This window comes from Rhodobacter capsulatus (genome assembly GCF_052363185.1).
Lineage (GTDB): Bacteria > Pseudomonadota > Alphaproteobacteria > Rhodobacterales > Rhodobacteraceae > Rhodobacter > Rhodobacter capsulatus_E.
The window spans coordinates 301,499-328,274 of the sequence record NZ_CP198955.1; the positions used below are offsets into that span (position 1 = coordinate 301,499).

At 62.5% G+C, this 26,776-nt stretch carries 24 protein-coding genes and 1 tRNA gene; all 25 read left to right on the plus strand.

What is annotated here, in order from left to right:
* Positions 1-49: 49 nt before the first annotated feature.
* The 25 genes from parC (at position 50) to rpsC (ending at position 26,769) form a co-directional block, all read left to right on the plus strand.
* On the plus strand, positions 50-2,308 hold the full coding sequence (parC, locus tag ACTTAG_RS01540; protein WP_444463869.1) for a DNA topoisomerase IV subunit A: 2,259 nt from the start codon (positions 50-52) through the stop codon (positions 2,306-2,308).
* A 255-nt stretch (positions 2,309-2,563) separates the two neighbouring features.
* Positions 2,564-3,739 (plus strand): elongation factor Tu, encoded by a 1,176-nt coding sequence (tuf, locus tag ACTTAG_RS01545; protein WP_444463881.1) that lies wholly within the window; start codon positions 2,564-2,566, stop codon positions 3,737-3,739.
* 201 nt (positions 3,740-3,940) lie between these two features.
* Positions 3,941-4,016, plus strand: a tRNA-Trp gene (locus ACTTAG_RS01550).
* A 92-nt stretch (positions 4,017-4,108) separates the two neighbouring features.
* Positions 4,109-4,291, plus strand: a complete 183-nt coding sequence (gene secE / locus ACTTAG_RS01555; protein ID WP_444463870.1) for a preprotein translocase subunit SecE — start codon at positions 4,109-4,111, stop codon at positions 4,289-4,291.
* A 174-nt stretch (positions 4,292-4,465) separates the two neighbouring features.
* Positions 4,466-5,005, plus strand: coding sequence for a transcription termination/antitermination protein NusG (gene nusG / locus ACTTAG_RS01560; RefSeq protein ID WP_444463871.1), 540 nt, complete (start codon positions 4,466-4,468; stop codon positions 5,003-5,005).
* Between the two features lie 81 nt (positions 5,006-5,086).
* Positions 5,087-5,539 (plus strand): 50S ribosomal protein L11, encoded by a 453-nt coding sequence (gene rplK / locus ACTTAG_RS01565; RefSeq protein ID WP_444463872.1) that lies wholly within the window; start codon positions 5,087-5,089, stop codon positions 5,537-5,539.
* Between the two features lie 3 nt (positions 5,540-5,542).
* Positions 5,543-6,241: a 50S ribosomal protein L1 gene (gene rplA / locus ACTTAG_RS01570; protein WP_444463873.1), complete on the plus strand. Its 699-nt coding sequence runs from the start codon at positions 5,543-5,545 to the stop codon at positions 6,239-6,241.
* A gap of 225 nt (positions 6,242-6,466) precedes the next feature.
* On the plus strand, positions 6,467-6,982 hold the full coding sequence (rplJ, locus tag ACTTAG_RS01575; RefSeq protein WP_444463874.1) for a 50S ribosomal protein L10: 516 nt from the start codon (positions 6,467-6,469) through the stop codon (positions 6,980-6,982).
* Positions 6,983-7,050: 68 nt separating this feature from the next.
* Complete coding sequence (gene rplL, locus ACTTAG_RS01580) at positions 7,051-7,425, plus strand: 50S ribosomal protein L7/L12 (protein ID WP_444463875.1); 375 nt, start codon at positions 7,051-7,053, stop codon at positions 7,423-7,425.
* A gap of 234 nt (positions 7,426-7,659) precedes the next feature.
* Positions 7,660-11,799, plus strand: a complete 4,140-nt coding sequence (gene rpoB, locus ACTTAG_RS01585; protein ID WP_444463876.1) for a DNA-directed RNA polymerase subunit beta — start codon at positions 7,660-7,662, stop codon at positions 11,797-11,799.
* 50 nt (positions 11,800-11,849) lie between these two features.
* Entirely contained in the window at positions 11,850-16,088 is a 4,239-nt protein-coding gene (rpoC, locus tag ACTTAG_RS01590; protein WP_444463877.1) for a DNA-directed RNA polymerase subunit beta', read from the plus strand.
* Positions 16,089-16,202: 114 nt separating this feature from the next.
* Positions 16,203-17,027 carry a glycosyltransferase gene (locus ACTTAG_RS01595; RefSeq protein WP_444463878.1) on the plus strand — a complete coding sequence of 275 codons (825 nt, stop codon included), beginning with the start codon at positions 16,203-16,205 and terminating at the stop codon, positions 17,025-17,027.
* 255 nt (positions 17,028-17,282) lie between these two features.
* Positions 17,283-17,654 (plus strand): 30S ribosomal protein S12, encoded by a 372-nt coding sequence (rpsL, locus tag ACTTAG_RS01600; protein ID WP_010399029.1) that lies wholly within the window; start codon positions 17,283-17,285, stop codon positions 17,652-17,654.
* 12 nt (positions 17,655-17,666) lie between these two features.
* A complete protein-coding gene (gene rpsG, locus ACTTAG_RS01605; protein WP_444463879.1) occupies positions 17,667-18,137 on the plus strand; it encodes a 30S ribosomal protein S7 in 471 nt (156 codons plus the stop codon).
* A gap of 9 nt (positions 18,138-18,146) precedes the next feature.
* Complete coding sequence (fusA, locus tag ACTTAG_RS01610) at positions 18,147-20,273, plus strand: elongation factor G (protein ID WP_444463880.1); 2,127 nt, start codon at positions 18,147-18,149, stop codon at positions 20,271-20,273.
* A gap of 82 nt (positions 20,274-20,355) precedes the next feature.
* Positions 20,356-21,531, plus strand: coding sequence for an elongation factor Tu (gene tuf, locus ACTTAG_RS01615; protein WP_444463881.1), 1,176 nt, complete (start codon positions 20,356-20,358; stop codon positions 21,529-21,531).
* Positions 21,532-21,715: 184 nt separating this feature from the next.
* The gene (gene rpsJ / locus ACTTAG_RS01620; RefSeq protein ID WP_013066043.1) at positions 21,716-22,024 is read left to right on the plus strand and encodes a 30S ribosomal protein S10; all 309 of its coding nucleotides are present in this window, start codon (positions 21,716-21,718) and stop codon (positions 22,022-22,024) included.
* 11 nt (positions 22,025-22,035) lie between these two features.
* Complete coding sequence (rplC, locus tag ACTTAG_RS01625) at positions 22,036-22,755, plus strand: 50S ribosomal protein L3 (protein WP_444463882.1); 720 nt, start codon at positions 22,036-22,038, stop codon at positions 22,753-22,755.
* Entirely contained in the window at positions 22,752-23,372 is a 621-nt protein-coding gene (gene rplD, locus ACTTAG_RS01630; protein ID WP_444453996.1) for a 50S ribosomal protein L4, read from the plus strand. The genes rplC and rplD overlap by 4 nt, the downstream gene beginning before the upstream one ends.
* A complete protein-coding gene (locus ACTTAG_RS01635; protein WP_444463883.1) occupies positions 23,369-23,665 on the plus strand; it encodes a 50S ribosomal protein L23 in 297 nt (98 codons plus the stop codon). Before rplD ends, ACTTAG_RS01635 begins: the two co-directional genes overlap by 4 nt.
* 253 nt (positions 23,666-23,918) lie before the next feature.
* Positions 23,919-24,365: a hypothetical protein gene (locus ACTTAG_RS01640; protein ID WP_444463884.1), complete on the plus strand. Its 447-nt coding sequence runs from the start codon at positions 23,919-23,921 to the stop codon at positions 24,363-24,365.
* Positions 24,366-24,545: 180 nt separating this feature from the next.
* A complete protein-coding gene (gene rplB, locus ACTTAG_RS01645) occupies positions 24,546-25,385 on the plus strand; it encodes a 50S ribosomal protein L2 (RefSeq protein ID WP_444463885.1) in 840 nt (279 codons plus the stop codon).
* Positions 25,386-25,388: 3 nt separating this feature from the next.
* Positions 25,389-25,667, plus strand: a complete 279-nt coding sequence (rpsS, locus tag ACTTAG_RS01650) for a 30S ribosomal protein S19 (RefSeq protein ID WP_055211973.1) — start codon at positions 25,389-25,391, stop codon at positions 25,665-25,667.
* A gap of 5 nt (positions 25,668-25,672) precedes the next feature.
* Entirely contained in the window at positions 25,673-26,053 is a 381-nt protein-coding gene (gene rplV, locus ACTTAG_RS01655) for a 50S ribosomal protein L22 (protein ID WP_013066049.1), read from the plus strand.
* The gene (gene rpsC, locus ACTTAG_RS01660; protein WP_444463886.1) at positions 26,053-26,769 is read left to right on the plus strand and encodes a 30S ribosomal protein S3; all 717 of its coding nucleotides are present in this window, start codon (positions 26,053-26,055) and stop codon (positions 26,767-26,769) included. Before rplV ends, rpsC begins: the two co-directional genes overlap by 1 nt.
* Positions 26,770-26,776 lie beyond the last annotated feature (7 nt).

Here is a 26,776-nt window from a genome sequence, read left to right on the forward strand (position 1 = left end):
GCCGGTCTTTGTGCTGGACCGGGGGCCGGTCCCGAATTACACCGCGACCATGAGCAGCGACGACGAAACCCCGACTTCCGCAACCCATGCCGAACCGCTTTCGCGGGCGATCGGCGAGCGTTATCTGACCTATGCGCTCTCGACGATCATGCACCGGGCGCTGCCCGATGCGCGCGACGGGCTGAAGCCGGTGCACCGGCGCATTCTTTACGCGATGCGGGAGTTGAAGCTGAGCTCGACCGGCGGGTTCCGGAAATCGGCGAAGATCTCGGGCGACGTGATGGGGAACTATCACCCGCATGGCGACGCGGCGATCTATGACGCGATGGCGCGGCTCGCGCAGGATTTCGCCATGCGTTACCCGCTGGTGGACGGGCAGGGGAACTACGGCAACATCGACGGCGACGGCCCGGCGGCGAGCCGCTATACCGAGGCGCGTCTGGCCTCCCCGGCCGAGGCGCTTCTGGAGGGGCTGGCCGAGGATTCGGTCGATTTCCGCCCGAACTATGACGGCACGCTGACCGAACCCGTCGTGCTGCCCGCGGCCTTTCCGAACCTTTTGGCGAACGGGGCCAGCGGCATTGCCGTCGGCATGGCGACGAACGTGCCGCCGCATAACCTTGATGAGCTGGTCGATGGCTGTCTGGCGATGATCGCCGAACCCGAGATCGACGAGGCCCGGCTTGTCGATCTGATTCCCGGGCCGGATTTCCCGACCGGCGGCGTGATCGTTGAACCGAAGGCGAATATCCTTGAGGCGTATCGCACCGGGCGCGGGGCCTTCCGGCTGCGGGCGCGCTGGGCGCTGGAGGATCTGGGCCGCGGTCAGTGGCAGATCGTTGTCACCGAGATCCCCTATCAGGTGCAGAAGGCCAAGCTGATCGAGCGGCTGGCCGAGCTGATCGAGACGAAGAAGGTCCCCGCGCTCGCCGATGTGCGCGATGAAAGCGCCGAGGATGTGCGGATCGTGCTGGAGCCCCGCGCGCGGACGGTGGAACCGGCGCAGCTGATGGGGATGCTGTTTCGCAACTCGGAACTTGAGGTGCGGTTCAGTCTGAACATGAACGTGCTGATCGACGGCCGGGTGCCGAAGGTCTGTTCGCTGAAAGAGGTGCTGCGGGCCTTTCTGGACCATCGCCGCGAGGTGCTGTGTCGGCGGTCCCGGCATCGGCTGGAGAAGATCGCGAACCGGCTGGAGGTGCTTGAGGGCTACATCATCGCCTTTTTGAACCTGGATCGGGTGATCGAGATCATCCGCACCGAGGACGACCCGAAAGCCGCCCTGATGGCCGAGAACTGGGCGGCCGAGGCGGGGGCGGTGGTGCATCTGACCGAGGTGCAGGCCGAGGCGATCCTGAACATGCGGCTGCGCAGCTTGCGGCGGCTGGAAGAGATGGAGTTGCGCGCCGAGCGCGATGATCTGCTGAAGGAACGCGCGGGGCTGGAGGCGCTTCTGGCCTCGGACGTGGCGCAATGGGCGCAGATTTCCTCGGAGCTGGAAGACCTGCGCAAGACCTGGGGCAAGGCCACCAAGGTCGGCGCGCGGCGGACCGATTTTGCCGAGGCCGGAGAGGTCGAGGAAGTGCCGATCGAGGCGATGATCGAGCGCGAGCCGATCACCATGATCCTGTCGAAGATGGGCTGGGTCCGCGCGATGAAGGGGCATCAGCCGCTCGATGCCGAGGTGAAGTTCAAGGACGGCGACGGGCAAGCCTTTGCGCTGCATGCGGAAACGACGGACCGGATCGTGCTGATGGGCTCGAACGGGCGGGCCTGGACGCTTCTGGGCGCGAACCTGCCCGGCGGGCGCGGCATGGGCGAGCCGGTGCGGCTGATGCTGGAGATGCCGAACGAGGTCGAGGTGACCCATGTTCTGGTGCCGAAACCGGGCGAGAAATATCTGCTGGCCTCGTCCGACGGCGACGGGTTCATCGTGCCTGCCGAGGAGCTGATCGCCTCGACCCGGACCGGCAAGCAGGTTTTGAACATGGGCGAGGGCGTGCGCACGCGGGTGTGCCGGCTGGCCTTGGGCGATGCGGTGGCCTGTGTCGGCGAGAACCGCAAGCTGCTGGTCTTCCCGCTGGAAGAGCTGCCCGAGATGGCGCGGGCCAAGGGCGTGCGGCTGCAGAAGTTCAAGGATGGCGGGCTGTCGGATGCGATCACCTTCCGTCTGGGGGAGGGGCTGAGCTGGAAGGATCCGGCCGGGCGGACGCGGACCGAGGCGGATCTGTCGGAATGGCTGGGCAAGCGGGCGAGTGCCGGGCGGATGGCGCCACGCGGCTTTCCGCGCGACAACCGGTTCCCCTGACCGGGGCGGGCGTTTGCCCTGACGGGGGTTCGGGCGCGGCCGCGCCCGACCCGCGCGGGGGCGCCGCCCCCGCACCCCCGGTCGTATTTGGCCAAGGAAAAGCAGGGCGGTGCCCGGACGTGGCGTTTCGGGGACGCGCCCGGGCGGCGGCTGGCCGCCTTGCGTGAACCGGGCTTGATTTTTCCCCGTTTCGGCAATAGGGAACGCGCCATATTCACTGGGCCGACGGCGGCCCCCGAACCAGAGGCGCCCGAAATGGCAAAGGCAAAGTTTGAACGGACGAAACCGCACGTGAATATCGGCACGATCGGCCACGTTGACCACGGCAAGACGACGCTGACGGCGGCGATCACGAAATACTACGGCGAATTCCGCGCCTATGACCAGATCGACGGTGCGCCGGAAGAACGTGCCCGCGGGATCACGATCTCGACCGCGCACGTGGAATACGAAACGGCGAGCCGCCACTATGCGCACGTCGACTGCCCCGGCCACGCCGACTATGTGAAGAACATGATCACCGGCGCGGCGCAGATGGACGGCGCGATTCTGGTTTGCGCGGCCTCGGACGGCCCGATGCCGCAAACGCGCGAGCACATCCTGCTTGGCCGTCAGGTGGGCATTCCGTACATGGTCTGCTACATGAACAAGGTCGACCTCGTGGATGACGAAGAGCTTCTGGAGCTCGTCGAGATGGAAATCCGCGAACTGTTCTCGTCCTACGAATATCCGGGCGACGACATTCCGATCATCAAGGGCTCGGCGCACCAGGCGATGATCGGCGAGCGCAAGGAGATCGGCGAGGATTCGATCCATGCGCTGCTGAAGGCGGTGGACGAATACATCCCGACCCCGGCGCGTGCGGTGGACCAGCCGTTCCTGATGCCGATCGAAGACGTGTTCTCGATCTCGGGTCGCGGCACGGTTGTGACCGGCCGTGTGGAGCGTGGCGTTGTGAACGTGGGCGACGAACTTGAGATCGTGGGCATCCGCGAAACCAAGAAATCGACCTGCACCGGCGTCGAGATGTTCCGCAAGCTCTTGGATCGCGGCGAGGCGGGCGACAACGTCGGCGTTCTGCTGCGCGGCATCGACCGTGACGGCGTGGAACGTGGCCAGGTGCTGTGCAAGCCGAAATCGGTGACGCCGCACACCCATTTCGAGGCCGAAGCCTATATCCTGACGAAGGAAGAAGGCGGCCGTCACACCCCGTTCTTTGCGAACTACCGTCCGCAATTCTACTTCCGCACGACGGACGTGACCGGGACCGTGAAGCTGCCGGAAGGCACGGAAATGGTGATGCCGGGCGACAACCTGAAGTTCGAAGTCGAGCTGATCGCCCCGATCGCGATGGAAGAAAAGCTGCGCTTCGCGATCCGCGAAGGCGGCCGCACCGTCGGCGCCGGTGTCGTGTCGAAGATCATCAAGTGAGGATCCCGAGACGCGCCCGCAAAGGTGTGTCGAAGAGCATCAGATGAATTTCCCGCAAGGGAAAACGGAAGGCCGCCCAACCCGGGCGGCCTTTTCGATTCGGCCTTTCGGTTCTGCGCGGGGCTGCGGCATCGCTGTCGCGGCTTCGTGCAAATCGCTCTTGATTTCCCCCGCCGGGTGCCGTAGCACGCGCTCAGGCTTAGGAGTTTAGCTCAGTTGGTAGAGCATCGGTCTCCAAAACCGAGGGTCGTGGGTTCGAGTCCCCCAACTCCTGCCAAGCCTTTCCCGCAGCGTTGACCGTCTTGCGAAGCGTCTTGTAATCGACGCCGCTTGCGCGTATCCCGGCGCGGTCGCATGAGAGGATGAAGCATGGCAAACCCGATCCAGTTCCTGAGCCAGGTGCGCTCGGAAGTCGGCAAGATCACCTGGCCGACCCGGCGCGAGACCGTTCTGACCACCATCATGGTGATGGTCATGGCGCTCCTGACCGCGATCTTCTTTTCCCTGGTGGATTGGGTGATCGGTCTCGGGATCAAGGCAATGTTCATGTGAGACGCATCGAAGCCCTTGAAATACGGGGCGACCGAGGCTAAACGGGCACGACACTCAAGAACCGGCGTGCATCGATTCGAAGGATGCGCGCCGTTCTTCATTGAGAGAGCAGCGGCAAGACCGTTGAAATGACAAGATTTCGGCGCTCGCCGCCGGGGGGAAAGAGGCAGGTTGATGGCGAAGCGGTGGTATTCGGTTTCCGTTCTCTCGAACTTCGAGAAGAAGGTGGCCGAGCAGATCAAACAGGCCGTGATCGACAAGGGCCTGGGGGACGAGATCGAGGAAGTTCTGGTTCCCACCGAAGAAGTGATCGAGATCCGCCGCGGCAAGAAGGTCACGTCGGAGCGTCGCTTCATGCCCGGCTATGTGCTGGTGCGCATGGACATGACCGACCGCGGCTATCACGCGATCACCTCGATCAACCGCGTCACCGGCTTCCTGGGTCCGCAGGGCAAGCCGACGCCGATGCGCGATTCCGAAGTGAACACGATCCTGAACCGTCAGGGCCCGACCGGCGAAGTCGCCGCGCCGCGCAACCTGATTCGCTTCGAGATCGGCGAGAATGTTTCCGTGACCGATGGCCCGTTCGAGGGCTTCTCGGGCATGGTCGAGGAAGTGGACGATGCCGCTGGCCGCCTGAAGGTGACGGTGTCGATCTTTGGCCGGCCGACGCCGGTCGAGCTGGAATTCACCCAGGTGTCGAAAACCGCCTGAGGTGGGATGTGGGAGGCGGGCGACCGCCGCACCACTAAACTTCGCCTCATGGGGAGGCGGCAGTGAAAAGGAGAAGGCCACATGGCCAAGAAAGTCATCGGGCAGCTGAAGCTGCAAGTGAAGGCGGGGCAAGCCAACCCCTCCCCGCCGATCGGTCCGGCGCTGGGTCAGCGCGGGATCAACATCATGGAATTCTGCAAGGCTTTCAACGCCCGCACCCAGGAAATGGAGCTCGGCTCGCCGGTTCCCTGCCTGATCACCTATTATGCCGACAAGAGCTTCACCTTTGAAACGAAGACCGCTCCGGCCTCGTTCATGCTGAAGAAGGCCGCCGGTCTGAAGCCGGTGGGCAAGCGCAACCGTCCGAAAGGCTCGCCGAAGCCGGGCCGCGAAGTCGCGGGCACCGTGACCGCCGCGCAGATCAAGGCGATTGCCGAAGCCAAGATGAAAGACCTGAACGCCAACGACATTCAGGGCGCCATCAACATCATCCTCGGCTCGGCGAAGTCGGTCGGTATCGAGGTTAAGGGGTAAGCCATGGCCAAGATCGGTAAACGTTCGGCCGCTGCGCGGACCGCTTTCGAAGGCAAGGCCAACCTCTCGGTTGAAGATGCCGTCAAGCTGATCAAGTCGGCGGCCTCGGCCAAGTTCGACGAAACGCTTGAAATCGCGATGAACCTGGGCGTCGACCCGCGTCACGCGGACCAGATGGTCCGGGGCGTGGTGCAGCTGCCGCATGGCACCGGCAAGACCGTCCGCGTCGCCGTTTTCGCCCGTGGCGCGAAGGCCGACGAGGCGAAAGCCGCCGGGGCCGACATCGTGGGTGCGGAAGACCTTATGGAAACCATCCAGCAGGGCAAGATCGAGTTCGATCGCTGCATCGCCACCCCGGACATGATGCCGCTCGTCGGCCGTCTGGGCAAGATCCTCGGGCCGCGCAACCTGATGCCGAACCCGAAGGTTGGCACCGTGACGATGGACGTGAAAACGGCGATCGAAGCGGCCAAGGGCGGCGAAGTGCAGTTCAAGGTCGAAAAGGCCGGCGTCATCCATGGCGGCATCGGCAAGGTTTCCTTCGCCGATGACAAGCTGGCCGACAACGTCCGCGCCTTTGTCGATGCGGTGTCGAAAGCCAAGCCCGCGGGCGCCAAGGGCACCTACCTGAAAAAGGTGTCGCTGTCCTCGACCATGGGCCCGGGCGTGACGGTCGATCTGACCTCGGCCACCGCCCACTGAAGAATTTGCCGGGAAACCGGCGAATGACGGGGCGGTCAAACGCCCCGTCCTGTCCGAGACGGAGGGTGGGGGTTTCCCCCATAAGTCCTTCCCGAGATGGGGAACGAGAATTTCCGGGGCTGCTGCCTCGGGCGATCTCTCGGGAACCTATTCGGACCCGACCTGCGGGCAATCGCCCGTGGGAAACGAGAGCCGGGGGGAAACCCCCAACCTTGGAGTGTAACCGTGGATAGAGCCCAAAAAGCGAAGGTGGTCGAAGAGCTCGGCCAGATCTTCGAAAGCTCTGGCGTCGTGGTGGTTGCCCACTACGAAGGCATGACGGTTGCTCAGATGCAGGACCTGCGCGCGAAAATGCGTGAAGTGGGTGGGTCCGTGCGCGTTGCCAAGAACACGCTCGCCAAGATCGCCCTGGAAGGCAAGCCCTGCGAGAGCATGGCCAAACTTCTGACGGGGATGACCGTTCTTGCCTATTCCGAAGACCCGGTGGCTGCGGCCAAGGTCGCGGACGCCTATGCCAAGACGAACGACAAGTTCGCCATTCTTGGTGGGGCCATGGGCAAGGACGCTCTGGATCCGGCCGGTGTCAAAGCCGTTGCCGCCATGCCGTCGCGCGAAGAGCTTATCGCTCAGGTCGTGTCGTGCATCGGGGCGCCTGCTTCGAACATCGCCGGTGCCATTGGCGCGCCTGCTTCCAACATCGCGGGCATCCTCAAGACGCTTGAGGAGCGGGAAGCCGCCTGACGCAACATCTTGCCTTCGTCGGGACAGTCTCGACGTCGGATAACCCTATATCAGAATGGAACGGAAAAATGGCCGATCTTAAAGCCCTTGCCGAGCAAATCGTCAACCTGACGCTGCTGCAGGCCCAAGAACTGAAAACCATCCTCAAGGACGAGTACGGCATCGAGCCGGCCGCCGGCGGCGCCGTCATGGTTGCTGGCCCGGCTGCTGCTGCCGCCCCGGCCGAAGAAGAAAAGACCGAATTCGACGTCGTTCTCGTCGATGCCGGCGCGAACAAGATCAACGTGATCAAGGAAGTCCGCGCCATCACCGGTCTGGGCCTGAAAGAAGCCAAGGACCTCGTCGAGGCCGGTGGCAAGGTGAAAGAAGCTGCGGCGAAAGCCGAAGCCGAAGACATCAAGAAAAAGCTCGAAGCGGCTGGCGCCAAGGTCGAGCTCAAGTAATCGGTGCGGATGCCTTCGCATCCGATCTGATTTTCAGGCTGGGTTCGGGCTTGCCCGAGCCCAGCCGCACCTGTCTCGGCAAGGGGTTTTGCGAAACCCTTTCCCAAGGCAGGGTCGGTTCGGGAGCCTTCCGGTGGGACGGAAGGCAGGTATGGAACCGCCCCCCATTCGCAAGCGGCGTGCATCGGGCCCCGACGAGGCACACCCGCGAAGAGACGAAAGGTCACGACGAGCATGGCTCAAGCTTACGTTGGTCAGAAGCGTATCCGCCGCTACTACGGCAAAATCCGCGAAGTTCTGGAAATGCCGAACCTGATCGAGGTTCAGAAGGCCTCCTACGACCTGTTCCTGCGCTCGGGCGATGCCGACAAGCCGCTGGATGGCGAGGGCATTCAGGGCGTCTTCCAGTCGGTCTTCCCGATCAAGGACTTCAATGACAACGCGATTCTCGAATTCGTGAAATACGAACTCGAAAAGCCGAAATATGACGTCGACGAATGCATGAGCCGCGATCTGACCTATTCGGCGCCGCTCAAGGTGACGCTGCGTCTGATCGTGTTCGATGTCGATGAAACCACCGGGGCGCGGTCGGTCAAGGACATCAAGGAACAGGACGTCTACATGGGCGACATGCCCCTGATGACGCCGAACGGCACCTTCATCGTCAACGGCACCGAACGGGTCATCGTCTCGCAGATGCACCGTTCGCCCGGTGTGTTCTTCGACCATGACCGCGGCAAGACCCATTCCTCGGGCAAGCTTCTGTTCGCCTGCCGGATCATTCCCTATCGCGGCTCGTGGCTGGATTTCGAATTCGACGCCAAGGATCTGGTGTTCGCGCGCATCGACCGTCGCCGCAAGCTGCCGGTGACGACGCTGCTTTATGCGCTCGGTCTCGATCAGGAAGGCATCATGGATGCCTATTACAACACCGTCATGTTCCGCGCCGAGGGCAAGCGCGGCTGGGTGTCGAAATTCTTCCCCGAACGCGCCCGCGGCACCCGTCCGACCTATGACATGATCGACGCCGCCACCGGCGAAGTGATCCTGAAGGCGGGCGAAAAGGTCACGCCGCGGATGGTGAAGAAATGGCTCGATGAAGCCAAGGTGACCGAACTGCTCTTGCCGTTCGACCACATCCTGGGCCGCTACTGCGCCAAGGACATCATCAACGAGCGCACCGGCTACATCTATATCGAAGCGGGCGACGAGCTGACGGCGGAATATGACCGGGACGGCCAGCTGGTCGGCGGTTCGGTGAAGACGCTGCTCGATAACGGCATCACCGAGATCCCCTGCCTCGACATCGACAACATCAACGTCGGCCCCTACATCCGCAACACGATGGCGGCGGACAAGAACATGGGCCGCGATGGCGCGCTGATGGACATCTACCGCGTCATGCGTCCGGGTGAGCCGCCGACCGTCGAAGCCGCGTCGTCGATGTTCGACACGCTGTTCTTCGATAGCGAACGCTATGACCTCTCGGCCGTGGGCCGGGTGAAGATGAACATGCGTCTGGATCTGGATGCGCCGGACACCCAGCGCACCCTGCGCCGCGAAGACATCATCTCCTGCATCAAGGGGCTGGTGGAGCTGCGCGACGGCAAGGGCGAGATCGACGATATCGACCACCTCGGCAACCGCCGTGTGCGCTCGGTCGGCGAGCTGATGGAAAACCAGTATCGCGTCGGCCTTTTGCGCATGGAACGCGCGATCAAGGAACGCATGTCCTCGGTCGAGATCGACACGGTGATGCCGCAAGATCTGATCAACGCGAAACCGGCCGCGGCCGCGGTGCGCGAATTCTTCGGCTCCTCGCAGCTGTCGCAGTTCATGGACCAGACGAACCCGCTTTCGGAAGTCACGCACAAGCGGCGTCTTTCGGCGCTCGGGCCGGGCGGTCTGACCCGCGAACGCGCGGGCTTCGAGGTCCGCGACGTTCACCCGACCCACTATGGCCGGATGTGCCCGATTGAAACGCCCGAAGGTCAGAACATCGGTCTGATCAACTCGCTGGCGACCTTCGCCCGGGTCAACAAATACGGCTTCATCGAGACCCCCTATCGCAAGGTGGTCGAGGGGCAGGTGACCGATGAAGTCATCTACATGTCGGCCACGGAAGAGATGCGCCACACCATCGCGCAGGCGAACGCCACGCTCGACGAGAACGGCAAGTTCGTCAACGATCTGGTGTCGACCCGGCAATCGGGCGAATTCATGCTCAACCCGGTCGAGGCGGTGGACCTGATTGACGTGTCGCCGAAACAGCTGGTTTCGGTCGCCGCGGCGCTGATCCCCTTCCTTGAAAACGACGACGCCAACCGCGCCCTGATGGGTTCGAACATGCAACGTCAGGCGGTTCCGCTTCTGCGCAACGAGGCGCCCTTTGTCGGCACCGGCATGGAAGCGACCGTTGCGCGCGATTCGGGCGCGGCCATCATGGCCCGCCGCGGCGGGATCGTGGATCAGGTCGATGCGTCGCGGATCGTTATCCGGGCGAACGAAGACATCGGCATGGGCGATGCGGGCGTCGATATCTACCGTCTGCGCAAGTTCAAACGCTCGAACCAATCCTCGACGATCAACCAGCGTCCGATCGTCAAGGTGGGCGACGTGGTGTCCAAGGGGCAGGTGGTTGCTGACGGTCCCTCGACCGATCAGGGCGAACTGGCACTTGGCCGCAACGTGGTCGTCGCCTTCATGCCCTGGAACGGCTACAACTACGAAGACTCGATCCTGATTTCGGAACGCATCCACCGCGATGACGTGTTCACCTCGATCCACATCGAAGAATACGAAGTGGCGGCGCGCGACACGAAACTCGGGCCGGAAGAGATCACCCGCGACATCCCGAACGTCGGCGAGGAGGCTTTGCGCAACCTTGACGAAGCGGGTATCGTCTATATCGGCGCCGAAGTGGGGCCTGGCGATATCCTTGTGGGCAAGATCACGCCGAAGGGCGAAAGCCCGATGACGCCGGAAGAAAAACTTCTGCGCGCCATCTTCGGCGAAAAGGCATCGGACGTGCGGGATACCTCGCTGCGTCTGCCGCCGGGCGCCTATGGCACGATCGTCGAAGTCCGCGTCTTCAACCGTCATGGTGTGGACAAGGACGAACGCGCGCTGCAGATCGAGCGGGAAGAAATCGAACGTCTCGCCCGCGACCGCGACGACGAGATGGCGATTTTGGAACGCAACATCTACGCGCGTCTGAAAACGCTGATCCTGGGCAAGGTGACGGTCAAAGGGCCGAAGAACACCTCGATCAAGGCCGGGTCGGAAATCACCGAAGAGCTGCTTGCCTCGCTGTCGCGTGGCCAGTGGTGGCAGCTGGCGCTGGAAAACGAAGCCGATGCCAAGGAAGTGGAAGCGCTGAACGACCAGTTCGACGCGCAGAAACGCGCCCTTGAGCATCGCTTCGATGACAAGGTGGAGAAAGTCCGTCAGGGCGACGATCTGCCCCCCGGCGTGATGAAGATGGTCAAGGTCTTCGTCGCGGTGAAGCGCAAGCTGCAAGCGGGCGACAAGATGGCCGGTCGTCACGGCAACAAGGGTGTGGTGTCGAAGGTCGTTCCGATCGAGGACATGCCCTTCCTGGCCGATGGCACCCCGGTCGATCTGGTGCTGAACCCGCTCGGCGTGCCGTCGCGGATGAACGTCGGGCAGATCCTGGAAACCCACATGGGTTGGGCCAGCCGTGGTCTGGGCATCCGGATCGACGAGGCGCTGAAAGCCTATCGTCGCAACGGCGACCTGACCCCGGTGCGCGAGGAAATGCGTCACGGCTATGGCGACGAGACCTACGAGGCGGTCTTTGCCGAGATGGAGAACGACCGTTTCGTCGAATGCGCCGAACAGGTGCGCGGCGGCGTTCCGATCGCCACGCCGGTCTTTGACGGGGCCAAGGAAGCCGATGTGAACGATGCGCTGATCCGCGCGGGCTTCAACAAGTCGGGCCAATCCATCGTCTTCGACGGCCGCACCGGCGAGCAATTCGCCCGTCCGGTCACCGTGGGCGTGAAATACTTCCTCAAGCTGCACCACCTTGTGGACGACAAGATGCACGCGCGCTCGACCGGGCCGTACTCGCTCGTCACTCAGCAACCTTTGGGCGGCAAGGCGCAGTTCGGCGGTCAGCGTCTGGGGGAGATGGAGGTCTGGGCTCTGGAAGCTTACGGCGCCGCCTACACCCTGCAGGAGATGCTGACGGTGAAGTCGGACGACGTCGCGGGCCGGACCAAGGTCTACGAAAGCATCGTCAAGGGCGAGGACAACTTCGAGGCCGGCGTGCCGGAATCGTTCAACGTGCTTGTCAAGGAAGTGCGGGGCCTCGGCCTCAACATGGAACTCCTGGATTCGGAGGAAGAGTGAGCGCGAAAGCGCTCACCACCCCCCTCTGACCTCACGCAAGGAAAGATCTGATGAACCAGGAAATCACCAACAACAACCCGTTCAACCCGCTGGCGCAGCCGAAGGCCTTTGACGAGATCAAGATCTCGCTGGCCTCGCCGGAACGGATTCTCTCGTGGTCCTATGGCGAGATCAAGAAGCCCGAGACGATCAACTACCGGACCTTCAAGCCCGAGCGCGACGGCCTGTTCTGCGCCCGCATCTTCGGGCCGATCAAGGATTACGAATGCCTGTGCGGCAAATACAAGCGGATGAAATATCGCGGCGTCGTCTGCGAAAAATGCGGCGTTGAAGTCACGCTGCAAAAGGTCCGCCGCGAGCGCATGGGCCATATCGAGCTGGCCTCGCCGGTCGCGCATATCTGGTTCCTGAAATCGCTGCCCTCGCGCATCGGCCTGATGCTCGACATGACGCTGCGGGATCTGGAACGCATCCTCTATTTCGAAAACTACGTCGTGATCGAACCCGGTCTGACGGAGCTGTCCTATGGTCAGCTTCTGACCGAGGACGAATATCTGGATGCGCAGGACCAGTTCGGCGCCGACGCTTTCACCGCCAATATCGGCGCGGAAGCGATCCGCGAAATGCTCGCCGCGATCGACCTTGAGACCACTGCGGAAACGCTGCGCGAGGAGCTGAAGGAAGCCACCGGGGAACTCAAGCCGAAGAAGATCATCAAGCGGCTGAAGATCGTCGAGAGCTTCCTGGAATCGAAGAACCGTCCCGAGTGGATGATCCTGACGGTGCTGCCGGTGATTCCGCCGGAACTGCGCCCGCTGGTGCCGCTCGATGGCGGCCGGTTCGCGACCTCCGACCTGAACGACCTTTATCGTCGCGTGATCAACCGGAACAACCGTCTGAAACGGCTGATCGAGCTGCGGGCGCCCGATATCATCGTGCGCAACGAAAAGCGGATGCTGCAGGAAGCCGTTGACGCTCTGTTCGACAACGGTCGTCGCGGTCGCGTCATCACCGGCACCAACAAGCGGCCGCTGAAATCGCTGTCCGACATGCTCAAGGGCAAGCAGGGCCGGTTCCGTCAGAACCTGCTCGGCAAGCGCGTCGACTTCTCGGGCCGGTCGGTCATCGTGACAGGGCCGGAACTGAAGCTGCATCAATGCGGCCTGCCGAAGAAGATGGCGCTCGAACTGTTCAAGCCCTTCATCTACTCGCGCCTTGAAGCCAAGGGCCTGTCGAGCACGGTGAAACAGGCGAAGAAACTGGTCGAGAAAGAGCGTCCCGAGGTTTGGGATATCCTGGACGAGGTGATCCGCGAACACCCGGTTCTGCTGAACCGCGCGCCGACGCTGCACCGTCTGGGCATTCAGGCGTTTGAGCCGATCCTGATCGAGGGCAAGGCGATCCAGCTGCACCCGCTCGTCTGCTCGGCCTTCAACGCCGACTTCGACGGTGACCAGATGGCCGTGCACGTTCCGCTGAGCCTTGAGGCCCAGCTGGAAGCGCGCGTGCTGATGATGTCGACGAACAACGTGCTGTCGCCCGCGAACGGCAGCCCGATCATCGTTCCGTCGCAGGACATGATCCTTGGGCTTTACTACACCACGATGGAGCGCAAGGGCATGCCGGGCGAAGGCATGGTCTTCGCCTCGGTCGAGGAAGTCGAACATGCGCTGACCTCGGGCGTCGTGCACCTGCACGCCAAGGTGAAGGCCCGGATCAAGCAGATCGACGACGAGGGCAACGAGGTCTGGAAGCGCTATGACACCACCCCGGGCCGGATCCGTCTGGGCGCGCTGCTGCCGCTGAACGCCAAGGCGCCCTTCGATCTGGTGAACCGCCCGCTGCGGAAGAAAGACGTGCAGAACGTCATCGACACCGTCTACCGCTACTGCGGTCAGAAAGAGTCGGTGATCTTCTGCGACCAGATCATGGGTCTGGGCTTCCGCGAAGCGTTCAAGGCGGGCATCTCGTTCGGCAAGGACGACATGCTCATTCCGGAACGCAAATGGGAAATCGTGGACGGTGTCCGCGATCAGGTGAAGGAATTCGAACAGCAATACATGGACGGCCTGATCACCCAGGGTGAGAAATACAACAAGGTCGTCGATGCCTGGTCGAAATGCTCGGATGCCGTCGCGGCCGAGATGATGAAGGAAATTTCTGCGGTCCGTGTCGACGATGCGGGCATGGAGAAAGAACCGAACTCGGTTTACATGATGTCCCACTCCGGGGCGCGGGGTTCGCCCGCGCAGATGAAACAGCTGGGGGGCATGCGCGGCCTGATGGCCAAGCCCTCGGGCGAGATCATCGAGACTCCGATCATCTCGAACTTCAAGGAAGGTCTGACCGTTCTTGAATACTTCAACTCGACCCACGGCGCCCGCAAGGGTCTGGCCGATACCGCGCTGAAGACGGCGAACTCGGGCTATCTGACCCGTCGTCTGGTGGACGTGGCGCAGGACTGCATCGTGCGCTCGCACGATTGCGGCACCGAACGCGCGATCACCGCTTCGGCGGCCGTGAACGATGGTGAAGTCGTCGCGCCGCTGTCGGAACGGGTGCTGGGCCGTGTCGCCGCCGATGACGTTCTGGTTCCGGGCACCGACGAGGTGCTGGTGCGCAAGAACGAGCTGATCGACGAACGCAAGGCCGACCTGATCGAGCAAAATGCGATCCAGTCGATCCGCATCCGCTCGGCGCTGACCTGCGAAGCCGAAGAGGGCGTTTGCGCGCTGTGCTACGGTCGCGACCTGGCGCGCGGCACGCTGGTGAACCAGGGCGAAGCGGTGGGCATCATCGCGGCGCAGTCGATCGGCGAACCGGGCACGCAGCTGACGATGCGGACCTTCCACATCGGCGGCATCGCGCAGGGTGGTCAGCAGTCGTTCCTGGAAGCGAGCCAAGAGGGCAAGATCGAGTTCCGCAACACCAACCTGCTGATCAACGACGCGGGCGAGCAGATCGTCATGGGCCGCAACATGCAGCTGGCGATCGTTTCGGATCAGGGCGAGGAACGGGCGAGCCACAAGCTCAGCTACGGTTCGAAGATCTTCGTCAAGGATGGCGACGCGGTCAAACGCGGCACCAAACTGTTCGAATGGGACCCCTATACCCTGCCGATCATCGCGGAAAAAGCCGGTGTGGCGAAGTTCGTCGACCTCGTCTCGGGCATCTCGGTGCGCGAGGAGACCGACGAAGCCACCGGCATGACGCAGAAGATCGTGTCCGACTGGCGCTCGGCGCCGCGCGGCAACGATCTGAAGCCCGAGGTGATCATCGTCAACGCGGACGGCGAGCCGGTGCGCAACGACGCGGGCAATCCGGTCACCTATCCGATGTCGGTCGATGCGATTCTGTCGATCGAGGACGGGCAGGATGTGAAGGCCGGGGACGTGGTGGCGCGGATCCCGCGCGAAGGCGCCAAGACCAAGGACATCACCGGGGGTCTTCCCCGCGTGGCGGAACTGTTCGAAGCCCGTCGTCCGAAGGATCACGCGATCATCGCCGAACTCGATGGCTACGTGCGCTTTGGCAAGGACTACAAGAACAAGCGCCGCATCACCATCGAGCCGTCGCAAGACGGGCTGGAGCCGGTCGAATACATGGTGCCGAAAGGCAAGCACATCCCGGTGCAGGAAGGCGACTTCGTGCAGAAGGGCGACTACATCATGGACGGCAACCCGGCGCCGCATGACATCCTGCGCATCATGGGGATCGAGGCTCTGGCCGACTATCTCATCGACGAAGTGCAGGACGTTTACCGGCTGCAGGGCGTGAAGATCAACGACAAGCACATCGAGGTGATCGTGCGGCAGATGCTGCAGAAGATCGAGATCCTCGACAGCGGCGACACCACGCTTCTCAAGGGCGAGAACATCGACAAGTCGGAGTTCGACGAGGAGAATGCGAAGGTCGAAGCCCGTGGCGGCCGTCCGGCGACGGGCGAGCCGGTGCTGCTCGGGATCACCAAGGCGTCCTTGCAGACGCGGTCCTTCATCTCGGCGGCCTCGTTCCAGGAAACGACCCGCGTGCTGACGGAAGCCTCGGTGCAGGGCAAGCGCGACAAGCTTGTCGGCCTGAAGGAAAACGTGATCGTCGGCCGTCTGATCCCGGCGGGCACGGGTGGCGCCACCACCCGCGTGCGCAAGATCGCCGCCGAGCGTGACAGCAAGGTGATCGAGGCCCGGCGCGCCGAGGCGGTCGATGCCGCCGCGCTGGCCGCCCCGATCGAAAGCGCCTATGACGAGGATGACTTCGGCCCGGTGGAAACCCCCGAAAGCCGCGAGTGATCCCCTGACACGATAAAGGCCCCCGCGCAGCAGCCCTGCGCGGGGGCTTTCTTTTGCCTTGACCCGTGGGAGCGAAGCGGAAATCCTGCCCGCGTCAGAACGGGAGCCAGTGTCTTGTCGCCAGAATTTCGCAATCAGATCGTCGGGTTGATCCGGTTTTCCTTTGTCACCACCGGCGATTTCTACCCCGGCTTCGAGACGGTCGAGGACATGAAGGCCTTTCTGTTCGACGAGGCCCGGCTGGAACGCCGGTTTCGCCTGTTCGAGGGGATCTGCCTGCCGGTGCTGAAGGCGCAGACCGATCCGGATTTCACCTGCATCTTTCTGGTGGCGCGGGATTTCCCGAAAAAATGGCGCAAGCGGCTCGACAAGTTGTTGGATGGGCTGCCCTTCGTGCGGATCGTCGAAAAGCCGCCGATGAATCACTATCAGGGCATCCGCGAGGCCTTCGCCGAAGTGTCGAGCGAAGGCTTCACCCATCGCACCACCTTCCGGCTGGATGACGACGATGCGGTGAACCTGAAATTCATCGCGACGCTGCGCGCGCTGGCGGCCAAGGTCCACACGATTCCCGACAAGGACGAGCCGATCGGCATTTCCTTCAATCGCGGGCTTTACCTGACCTATTCGAAAAAGGGCACAAGCTATCAGCGCGCGGTCGAACGCACGCCGCTCTCGATCGGCACCGCGCTGCTGGCGCCGGTGTCTTTCGCGGGCAATATCTATGCCTACAACCACCGCGCGCTGGGTCAGGTGCACAATACCTGGATGGATCAGCAAGACATTGTCTATCTGCGCACCTTGCACCGGGACAACAAGTCGAATCCGCATTTCTCGGGCAGCATGGAGGCGGTCGATCCGCAGCGCGCCGCGGTGCTGCTTGCGCAGAAATTCGGCTTCGACTTCGACACGATCGAACGGCTGATGATCGGCACCTGAGGGGCACGGGGGGCGGCGGTTGACAAGGGGGGCACAAGCGCCTATAGCCCCGCCATCCGCGGACAGACCTGCCCGCGGGCATTCGATCTTCAGTGGTGATGGTCCGGGTCCCATAACCCGCTCCTCTGGATATCACCCGTTCGGCCGCCTTCGGGCAGCCCGGACGGTTTTGGCGTTTCGCGATGGGCGCGACGCGTCGTCGAGAAGTGGCGCACCCGCAGGGGTGCGAGTATTGACAGCAGAACGGGGAACCGAATGCCGACGATCCAGCAGCTGATCCGCAAACCGCGGCAGCCCAAGGTGCAGCGCAGCAAGTCGCAGCACCTTCAGTCGTGCCCGCAAAAGCGGGGCGTGTGCACGCGCGTGTACACCACGACGCCGAAGAAACCGAACTCCGCTATGCGTAAGGTGGCCAAGGTCCGCCTGACGAATGGCTTCGAGGTCATCTCCTACATCCCGGGCGAAAAGCACAACCTGCAAGAGCACTCTGTCGTGCTCATCCGCGGCGGCCGGGTGAAAGACCTTCCGGGTGTCCGTTACCACATCCTGCGCGGTGTGCTGGATACCCAGGGCGTCAAAGACCGTCGCCAGCGTCGTTCGAAATACGGCGCCAAGCGTCCGAAATAAGGAGATCACCAGATGTCTCGTCGTCACGCAGCTGAAAAGCGCGAAGTGCTGCCCGACGCCAAATATGGCGATCGCGTGCTGACCAAATTCATGAACAACCTGATGATCGACGGCAAGAAGTCGGTCGCGGAACGGATCGTCTACAGCGCGCTCGAGCGCGTCGAGACCCGCGCCAAGCGCGCCCCCGTGGAAGTGTTCCACGAGGCGCTCGACAACGTGAAGCCTTCGGTCGAAGTGCGTTCGCGTCGCGTCGGCGGTGCCACCTATCAGGTGCCGGTCGAAGTGCGTCCGACCCGCCGCGAGGCGCTGGCGATCCGCTGGCTGATCAACGCCGCGAAGAACCGCAACGAGAACACCATGGAAGAACGTCTGGCGGGTGAACTGCTGGATGCCATGAACTCGCGCGGCTCGGCGGTGAAGAAACGGGAAGACACCCACAAGATGGCCGACGCGAACAAAGCGTTCAGCCATTATCGCTGGTAAGGGGTCATCATGGCACGCGAATATCCGCTGGAGCGTTACCGCAACTTCGGGATCATTGCCCACATCGACGCGGGCAAGACCACGACGTCGGAACGCATCCTGTATTACACCGGCAAGTCGCACAAGATCGGCGAGGTCCATGACGGGGCCGCGACGATGGACTGGATGGAGCAGGAACAGGAACGCGGGATCACCATCACCTCGGCGGCGACCACCACGTTCTGGAACCGCCAGATCGACCCGTCCTCGGGCGTGGGCGACAAGTCGACGAAGTTCCGCTTCAACATCATCGACACCCCCGGCCACGTCGACTTCACCATCGAAGTCGAACGGTCGCTGGCGGTGCTTGACGGGGCCGTGGTTCTGCTCGACGGCAACGCCGGCGTGGAACCGCAGACCGAAACCGTGTGGCGTCAGGCTGACCGCTACAAGGTTCCGCGGATCGTGTTCGTCAACAAGATGGACAAGACCGGCGCCGACTTCTTCAAATGCGTCCGCATGATCAAGGACCGGACCGGCGCCAACGCCATGCCGATCGTCCTGCCGATCGGCGCGGAAGACAAGCTGGAAGGCATCATCGACCTCGTGACCATGGAAGAATGGGTCTATGAGGGCGAAGACCTTGGCGCGTCGTGGAAGCGTCAGCCGATCCGTGCGGAACTGAAGGACGAAGCCGAAGAATGGCGTCTGAACCTTCTGGAAACCGCCGTCGGTCAGGACGATGACGCGATGGAAGCCTACCTCGAGGGCAACGAGCCCGACGAGGAAACGCTGCGCAAGCTGATCCGCAAGGGCACGCTGGCCATCGACTTCATCCCGGTTCTGGCCGGGTCGTCGTTCAAGAACAAGGGCGTGCAGCCGCTTCTGAACGCCGTGGTCGACTATCTGCCGAGCCCGCTCGACGTGCCGCCCTACATGGGCTTCGCGCCGGGCGACGAGACGGAAACCCGCAACATCGCCCGTTCGGCCGATGATGCGCAGCCCTTCTCGGGTCTGGCGTTCAAGATCATGAACGACCCCTTCGTCGGTTCGCTGACCTTCACCCGGATCTATTCGGGCAAGCTGGCCAAAGGCGATGCGATGATGAACGCGACCAAGCAGCGCCGCGAGCGCGTTGGCCGCATGATGATGATGCATGCCATCGAACGCGAGGAAATCACCGAAGCGTTTGCGGGCGACATCATCGCGCTTGGCGGTCTGAAGGAAACCACCACCGGGGACACGCTGTGCGATCCGTCCGCGCCGGTCGTTCTGGAAACCATGACCTTCCCGGTCCCGGTGATCGAGATCGCGGTGGAACCGAAGACCAAGGCCGACCAGGAAAAGATGGGCATCGCTTTGGCCCGTCTGGCTGCCGAAGACCCGTCCTTCCGCGTCGAAACCGATCTCGAATCGGGTCAGACGATCATGAAGGGCATGGGCGAACTTCACCTCGACATCCTCGTCGACCGCATGCGTCGCGAGTTCAAGGTCGAGGCGAATATCGGTGCGCCGCAGGTGGCTTACCGCGAAACGATCTCGCGCGAGCATGAAATCGACTACACGCACAAGAAACAGACCGGGGGCACCGGCCAGTTCGCGCGCGTGAAGCTGGTGATCACGCCGACCGAACCGGGCGAAGGCTATTCGTTCGAAAGCAAGATCGTGGGCGGTGCGGTGCCGAAGGAATACATCCCCGGCGTCGAAAAGGGCATCAAGTCGGTGATGGACTCCGGTCCGCTGGCGGGCTTCCCGGTGATCGACTTCAAGGTGGCGCTGATCGACGGTGCCTTCCACGACGTCGACTCCTCGGTTCTGGCCTTCGAAATCGCCGCGCGCGCCGCGATGCGCGAAGGTCTGAAAAAGGCCGGTGCGAAGCTGCTCGAGCCGATCATGAAAGTCGAAGTGGTGACCCCGGAAGAATACACCGGCGGCGTCATCGGCGACCTGACCTCGCGTCGGGGCATGATCAACGGCCAGGACAGCCGCGGCAATGCGAACGTCATCAATGCGATGGTGCCGCTGGCGAACATGTTCGGCTACATCAACACGCTGCGCTCGATGTCCTCGGGCCGGGCCGTGTTCTCGATGGAGTTCGACCATTACGACACCGTGCCGGACAACATCTCGGCCGAGATCCAGAAGAAACACGCGTAACGGCGGTGCGTGGGCAGCCACGCACCCTTTTCCTTCTTCGGTGGCGTGAGGCCACCGACCCCGAACACAAGGAGTTGCCACCATGGCAAAGGCAAAGTTTGAACGGACGAAACCGCACGTGAATATCGGCACGATCGGCCACGTTGACCACGGCAAGACGACGCTGACGGCGGCGATCACGAAATACTACGGCGAATTCCGCGCCTATGACCAGATCGACGGTGCGCCGGAAGAACGTGCCCGCGGGATCACGATCTCGACCGCGCACGTGGAATACGAAACGGCGAGCCGCCACTATGCGCACGTCGACTGCCCCGGCCACGCCGACTATGTGAAGAACATGATCACCGGCGCGGCGCAGATGGACGGCGCGATTCTGGTTTGCGCGGCCTCGGACGGCCCGATGCCGCAAACGCGCGAGCACATCCTGCTCGGCCGTCAGGTGGGCATTCCGTACATGGTTTGCTACATGAACAAGGTCGACCTCGTGGATGACGAAGAGCTTCTGGAGCTCGTCGAGATGGAAATCCGCGAACTGTTCTCGTCCTACGAATATCCGGGCGACGACATTCCGATCATCAAGGGCTCGGCGCACCAGGCGATGATCGGCGAGCGCAAGGAGATCGGCGAGGATTCGATCCATGCGCTGCTGAAGGCGGTGGACGAATACATCCCGACCCCGGCGCGTGCGGTGGACCAGCCGTTCCTGATGCCGATCGAAGACGTGTTCTCGATCTCGGGCCGCGGCACGGTTGTGACCGGCCGAGTGGAGCGTGGCGTTGTGAACGTGGGCGACGAACTTGAGATCGTGGGCATCCGCGAAACCAAGAAATCGACCTGCACCGGCGTCGAGATGTTCCGCAAGCTCTTGGATCGCGGCGAGGCGGGCGACAACGTCGGCGTTCTGCTGCGCGGCATCGACCGTGACGGCGTGGAACGTGGTCAGGTGCTGTGCAAGCCGAAATCGGTGACGCCGCACACCCATTTCGAAGCCGAAGCCTATATCCTGACGAAGGAAGAAGGCGGCCGTCACACGCCGTTCTTTGCGAACTACCGTCCGCAATTCTACTTCCGCACGACGGACGTGACCGGGACGGTGAAGCTGCCGGAAGGCACGGAAATGGTGATGCCGGGCGACAACCTGAAGTTCGAAGTCGAACTGATCGCCCCGATCGCGATGGAAGAAAAACTGCGCTTCGCCATCCGCGAAGGCGGCCGCACCGTCGGCGCCGGCGTCGTGTCCAAGATCATCAAGTAAGACCTGCCGGTCTTTTTGAACGAAATCGGAAGGAGCGCCCCCGGGCGCTCCTTTTGCTCTTGACAGACTCGGGGGGCTCCCGTAGGGCCACGGCCTGATCTGCCAAGATTACGGTTCGATGCAGGCGTCGCATGCGGCGGGGTCTGCCTCTCAACTTGAAAGCCCTGCGAAAAGGGAAGACTGCATGTCTGGTCAAAACATTCGCATCCGGCTCAAGGCGTTCGATTACCGCGTGCTGGATGCCAGCACCCAGGAAATCGTGAACACCGCGAAGCGCACGGGTGCACAGGTCCGCGGGCCGATCCCGCTGCCCAACAAAATCGAGAAATTCACGGTTCTCCGTGGTCCGCACATCGACAAGAAGTCGCGCGACCAGTGGGAAATCCGCACGCACAAGCGTCTTCTCGACATCGTCGATCCGACCCCGCAAACCGTGGACGCGCTGATGAAGCTCGACCTCGCGGCTGGCGTGGACGTCGAGATCAAAGTCTGAGGAGCGGGCACATGCGTTCTGGTGTTATCGCCAAGAAGCTGGGCATGACCCGGCTGTTCCTCGAAGACGGCAAGCAGGTTCCGGTGACCGTGCTGCTGCTTGACAACCTGCAGGTTGTGGCGCAGCGCACCGTGGAAACCGACGGCTATACCGCGGTGCAACTGGGTGCGGGCGAGGCGAAAGCCAAGCGCACCACCGCCGCGATGCGCGGCCATTTCGCGAAAGCGAATGTGGCGCCCAAGCGCAAGCTGGCGGAATTCCGCGTGTCGCCCGAAAACCTGATCGAAATCGGCGCCGAGATCTCGGCCGAGCATTACCTTGCCGGTCAGCATGTCGACATCGCCGGGACCTCGATCGGTAAGGGCTTTGCCGGTGCCATGAAGCGTCACAACTTCGGTGGTCTGCGGGCCTCGCACGGTGTGTCGGTCTCGCACCGCTCGCACGGGTCGACCGGCCAGTGCCAGGACCCGGGCAAGGTGTTCAAGGGCAAGAAGATGGCTGGCCATCTGGGGGCCGTGCGTGTCACCACGCAGAACCTGCAAGTCGTTCGCACCGACGCCGCCCGTGGCCTGATCATGGTCAAAGGGTCGGTTCCGGGCGCCAAGGGCGGCTGGGTCACGATCAAGGACGCGGTGAAGAAACCGGCCCCGGCCGATCTGCCGCTTCCCGCCGCGCTGAAAGGCGCTGCTGCTCCGGCCGAAGAAGTCTCGGTCGAAGGGGGTGAAGCATGAAACTCGATGTGATCAAGCTTGACGGCGGCACCGCCGGCTCGATCGAGCTGGACGAAGCGCTGTTCGGCCTCGAGCCGCGCGCCGACATCCTGCACCGCGTCGTGCGCTGGCAACGGGCCAAGGCCCAGGCTGGCACCCACTCGGTGCTGGGCAAGTCGGAGGTCAGCTACTCGACCAAGAAGATCTACCGCCAAAAAGGCACCGGTGGCGCGCGTCACGGGTCCAAAAAGGCGCCGATCTTCCGTCACGGTGGCGTCTACAAGGGCCCGACCCCGCGGTCGCACGCCCATGACCTGACCAAGAAGTTCCGTGCCCTCGGCCTGCGCCATGCGCTCTCGGCCAAGGCGAAATCGGGCAGCCTCGTGGTGATCGAAGCGGCCGACATGGCCGAAGCGAAAACCGCCCTTCTGGCGAAAGCCGCGAAGGAACTGGGCTGGAAAAAGGTCCTGGTCATCGACGGCGCCTCGGTCAACGAGAACTTCGCTCTGGCGGCGCGCAACCTCGACGGCATCGACGTGCTGCCGACCATGGGCGCCAACGTCTATGACATCCTGAAGCGTGACACGCTGGTGATCACGAAGGCGGGTGTCGAAGCTCTGGAGGCTCGCCTGAAATGAGCGCGAAACCCGAACATTACGACGTGATCGTGAAGCCGATCATCACCGAAAAGGCCACCATGGCCTCGGAGGCTGGTGCGGTCGTCTTCCAGGTGACCAAGACGGCGACGAAACCGCTGATCAAGGAAGCCGTGGAAGCGCTCTTCGGCGTCAAGGTGAAGGCGGTCAACACCACCATCACCAAAGGCAAGACCAAGCGTTTCAAGGGCCGCCCCGGCGTGCGCTCGGACGTGAAGAAAGCCTATGTGACGCTGGAAGACGGTCAGACGATCGACGTTTCGACCGGCCTCTGATCGGTTCGATGTGAGAACAGGAAAGGCCCTCGCGCAAGCGGGGGCCTTTTTGTTTGTGTGGGAAATATTTTTTAAGATCGGAAAGCCAGAAAGTCTCGGCTTAAAAATTTAGAGTGGATATATAAAGCCATTAAACCGCAAAAATGACCCCTTGTTACGGTATAAGGACTCGTAAAGGTTGACTTTGGTGCAAAGGTGTGTCATATGATGTGGTGTGGCCTTGTGAGGGCCTCGTTTTGAGAGGAAAAATTCAATGATGGACACTATTGATACTGGCGTCGTTGCCGCAGTCCGCGCGCTCTATGCCTCGGATGAAAATGCGAAACGTTTCTTCGACTGGTGTGCGGAGAAGAAGCGAGACGTCACGGAGACTAGGGTGGAGAGAGTGATGCAGGTGATCGATATTTCTCGATCTGCTGCCGTGGCGTTGGCGCGCTCCCTTGAGGTGGCGGGGTGCGGCGAATTCCTGGTGGGGCGCCGTGGGTCTCCGTCGCGGTTTGTCTGGAGCTATAGTCGGATCAGTATCGGGCAGATCGCGGCTGGAGAGGTTGAGGAACTCGAGGATGTTGTCGATCCTCTTGATGAAGACGAAGAGGTCGATGTTGGCGGTCAGGCGTTGACCATTCGGCAGGCAAAAGGGATGCTGGCTGAAAGTCTCGGGGTTTCGGTGGATCAGATCGAGATTATCGTGCGTGCGTGAGGTGTGCTCAGCTCTGGCTGAGAGTGTTGTCCCCACTTGCCACCCCAACCCAACCCTGCTATGCCCCGCCAGTCGCTCGGCCCCGGATTCGTCCGGGGCCGGTGATTTTTTAACTCGGGGAGCTACGGCGCCCCTTACGCAACGGACCTGACAGGTCCAAAGCAACGGAAGACAGAGAGCATGGCACTCAAGTCGTATAAGCCGACGACGCCTGGCCAGCGTGGACTGGTTCTGATCGACCGTTCGGAGCTTTGGAAAGGTCGCCCCGTCAAAGCCCTCACCGAGGGTCTGACGAAAACGGGCGGTCGGAACAACACCGGACGCGTCACGATGTGGCACAAGGGTGGTGGCGCGAAGCGTCTCTACCGGATCGTCGACTTCAAACGTCGCAAATTCGACGTCGCCGCCACGGTCGAACGGATCGAATATGACCCGAACCGCACCGCCTTCATCGCGCTGGTGAAATACACCGACGGCGAACTGGCCTATATCCTCGCGCCGCAGCGCCTTGCCGTGGGTGACACCGTCATCGCTGGCCTGAAGCAGGACATCAAGCCGGGCAATGCGATGCCCTTCTCGGGCATGCCGATCGGCACGATCGTGCACAACGTGGAACTGAAACCGGGCAAGGGCGGCCAGCTGGCGCGCGCTGCCGGGACCTACGCCCAATTCGTCGGCCGTGACGGGGGCTATGCCCAGATCCGTCTGTCGTCGGGCGAACTGCGCCTTGTGCGTCAGGAATGCATGGCGACCATCGGGGCCGTGTCGAACGCCGACCACAGCAATCAGAACCTCGGCAAGGCCGGGCGTCGTCGCCACATGGGCATCCGCCCGACCGTTCGCGGTGTTGCGATGAACCCGATCGACCACCCGCATGGCGGTGGTGAAGGCCGGACCTCGGGTGGCCGGACGCCGGTGACGCCCTGGGGCAAGGACACCAAGGGCAAGAAGACCCGGTCGAACAAGCAGACCGACAAGTATATCCTGCGGTCGCGTCACGCCAAGAAGAAGGGTCGCTAACCTATGGCACGTTCTCTCTGGAAAGGCCCCTTCGTCGATGCCTATCTGCTGAAGAAAGCGGAAAAGGCTCGGGCTTCGGGCAAATCGGACGTCATCAAGATCTGGTCGCGTCGCTCCACCATCCTGCCGCAGTTTGTCGGCCTCACCTTTGGCGTTTACAACGGCCAGAAGCATATCCCGGTGAACGTCACCGAGGAGATGATCGGTCAGAAGTTCGGTGAATATTCGCCGACCCGGACCTATTACGGTCACGCCGCCGACAAGAAAGCGAAGAGGAAGTAATCGCCATGGGTAAGGAACAAAATCCGCGCCGCGTGGCGGACAACGAAGCCTTCGCGAAAGCGAAGATGCTGCGCACCTCGCCGCAGAAACTGAACCTCGTCGCCGCGCTGATCCGTGGCAAGAAGGTCGAGAAGGCTCTGGCCGATCTGACCTTCTCGAAGAAGCGGATCGCCGAAGACGTGCGCAAGTGCCTGCAATCGGCGATCGCGAACGCCGAAAACAACCACGGCCTGGACGTCGACAACCTGGTGGTTGCCGAAGCCTGGGTCGGCAAGAACCTCGTGATGAAGCGTGGCCGTCCGCGGGCGCGTGGCCGGTTCGGCAAGATCATGAAGCCGTTTTCGGAAATCACCATCAAGGTGCGTCAAGTCGAGGAGCGTGCGTAATGGGTCAGAAGGTCAACCCCATCGGGATGCGTCTCCAGGTCAACCGCACCTGGGACAGCCGCTGGTTCGCCGAATCGAAAGACTACGGCAACCTGCTTCTGGAAGACCTGCGCATGCGCGAGTTCATCCATGAAGAGGCGAAGCAGGCCGGTATTGCCCGCGTGATCATCGAACGTCCGCACAAGAAGTGCCGCGTCACGATCCACGCCGCGCGCCCGGGTGTCATCATCGGCAAAAAAGGCGCCGATATCGAGACCCTGCGCAAGAAGCTGGCGAATTTCACCGCTTCGGAACTGCACCTGAACATCGTCGAAGTCCGCAAGCCGGAGCTTGATGCGCAGCTGGTGTCGGAATCGATCTGCCAGCAGCTCGAGCGTCGGGTGTCGTTCCGCCGCGCGATGAAACGGGCCGTGCAGAACGCGATGCGCATGGGCGCCCTTGGCATCCGGGTCAACGTTTCGGGCCGCCTTGGTGGCGCCGAGATCGCCCGCACCGAATGGTACCGTGAAGGCCGCGTGCCGCTGCACACCCTGCGTGCCGACATCGACTACGCGCTGGACGAGGCCATGACCCCCTATGGGATCATCGGCGTCAAGGTCTGGATCTTCAAAGGCGAGATCATGGAACATGATCCGCAGGCCCGTGACCGCAAAGCCGCCGAAGCCCAGGATGGCCCGGCGCCGCGTGGTCCGCGTCGCGACCGCGACGCTCGCTGAGGAGTGT

What these genes read in the sequence shown, in the direction of transcription:
- rpsJ (WP_013066043.1), top strand. Translation starts at nt 21,716, where the DNA reads ATGTCTGGTCAAAACATTCGCATCCGGCTCAAGGCGTTCGATTACCGC.
- ACTTAG_RS01635 (WP_444463883.1), top strand. Translation starts at nt 23,369, where the DNA reads ATGAGCGCGAAACCCGAACATTACGACGTGATCGTGAAGCCGATCATC.
- rplB (WP_444463885.1), top strand. Translation starts at nt 24,546, where the DNA reads ATGGCACTCAAGTCGTATAAGCCGACGACGCCTGGCCAGCGTGGACTG.
- rplC (WP_444463882.1), top strand. Translation starts at nt 22,036, where the DNA reads ATGCGTTCTGGTGTTATCGCCAAGAAGCTGGGCATGACCCGGCTGTTC.
- rpsG (WP_444463879.1), top strand. Translation starts at nt 17,667, where the DNA reads ATGTCTCGTCGTCACGCAGCTGAAAAGCGCGAAGTGCTGCCCGACGCC.
- tuf (WP_444463881.1), top strand. Translation starts at nt 2,564, where the DNA reads ATGGCAAAGGCAAAGTTTGAACGGACGAAACCGCACGTGAATATCGGC.
- parC (WP_444463869.1), top strand. Translation starts at nt 50, where the DNA reads ATGAGCAGCGACGACGAAACCCCGACTTCCGCAACCCATGCCGAACCG.
- rplL (WP_444463875.1), top strand. Translation starts at nt 7,051, where the DNA reads ATGGCCGATCTTAAAGCCCTTGCCGAGCAAATCGTCAACCTGACGCTG.
- nusG (WP_444463871.1), top strand. Translation starts at nt 4,466, where the DNA reads ATGGCGAAGCGGTGGTATTCGGTTTCCGTTCTCTCGAACTTCGAGAAG.
- rplD (WP_444453996.1), top strand. Translation starts at nt 22,752, where the DNA reads ATGAAACTCGATGTGATCAAGCTTGACGGCGGCACCGCCGGCTCGATC.
- fusA (WP_444463880.1), top strand. Translation starts at nt 18,147, where the DNA reads ATGGCACGCGAATATCCGCTGGAGCGTTACCGCAACTTCGGGATCATT.
- rpoC (WP_444463877.1), top strand. Translation starts at nt 11,850, where the DNA reads ATGAACCAGGAAATCACCAACAACAACCCGTTCAACCCGCTGGCGCAG.
- rplK (WP_444463872.1), top strand. Translation starts at nt 5,087, where the DNA reads ATGGCCAAGAAAGTCATCGGGCAGCTGAAGCTGCAAGTGAAGGCGGGG.
- rpsL (WP_010399029.1), top strand. Translation starts at nt 17,283, where the DNA reads ATGCCGACGATCCAGCAGCTGATCCGCAAACCGCGGCAGCCCAAGGTG.
- secE (WP_444463870.1), top strand. Translation starts at nt 4,109, where the DNA reads ATGGCAAACCCGATCCAGTTCCTGAGCCAGGTGCGCTCGGAAGTCGGC.
- rplV (WP_013066049.1), top strand. Translation starts at nt 25,673, where the DNA reads ATGGGTAAGGAACAAAATCCGCGCCGCGTGGCGGACAACGAAGCCTTC.
- rpsS (WP_055211973.1), top strand. Translation starts at nt 25,389, where the DNA reads ATGGCACGTTCTCTCTGGAAAGGCCCCTTCGTCGATGCCTATCTGCTG.
- rplA (WP_444463873.1), top strand. Translation starts at nt 5,543, where the DNA reads ATGGCCAAGATCGGTAAACGTTCGGCCGCTGCGCGGACCGCTTTCGAA.
- ACTTAG_RS01640 (WP_444463884.1), top strand. Translation starts at nt 23,919, where the DNA reads ATGATGGACACTATTGATACTGGCGTCGTTGCCGCAGTCCGCGCGCTC.
- rpoB (WP_444463876.1), top strand. Translation starts at nt 7,660, where the DNA reads ATGGCTCAAGCTTACGTTGGTCAGAAGCGTATCCGCCGCTACTACGGC.
- tuf (WP_444463881.1), top strand. Translation starts at nt 20,356, where the DNA reads ATGGCAAAGGCAAAGTTTGAACGGACGAAACCGCACGTGAATATCGGC.
- rpsC (WP_444463886.1), top strand. Translation starts at nt 26,053, where the DNA reads ATGGGTCAGAAGGTCAACCCCATCGGGATGCGTCTCCAGGTCAACCGC.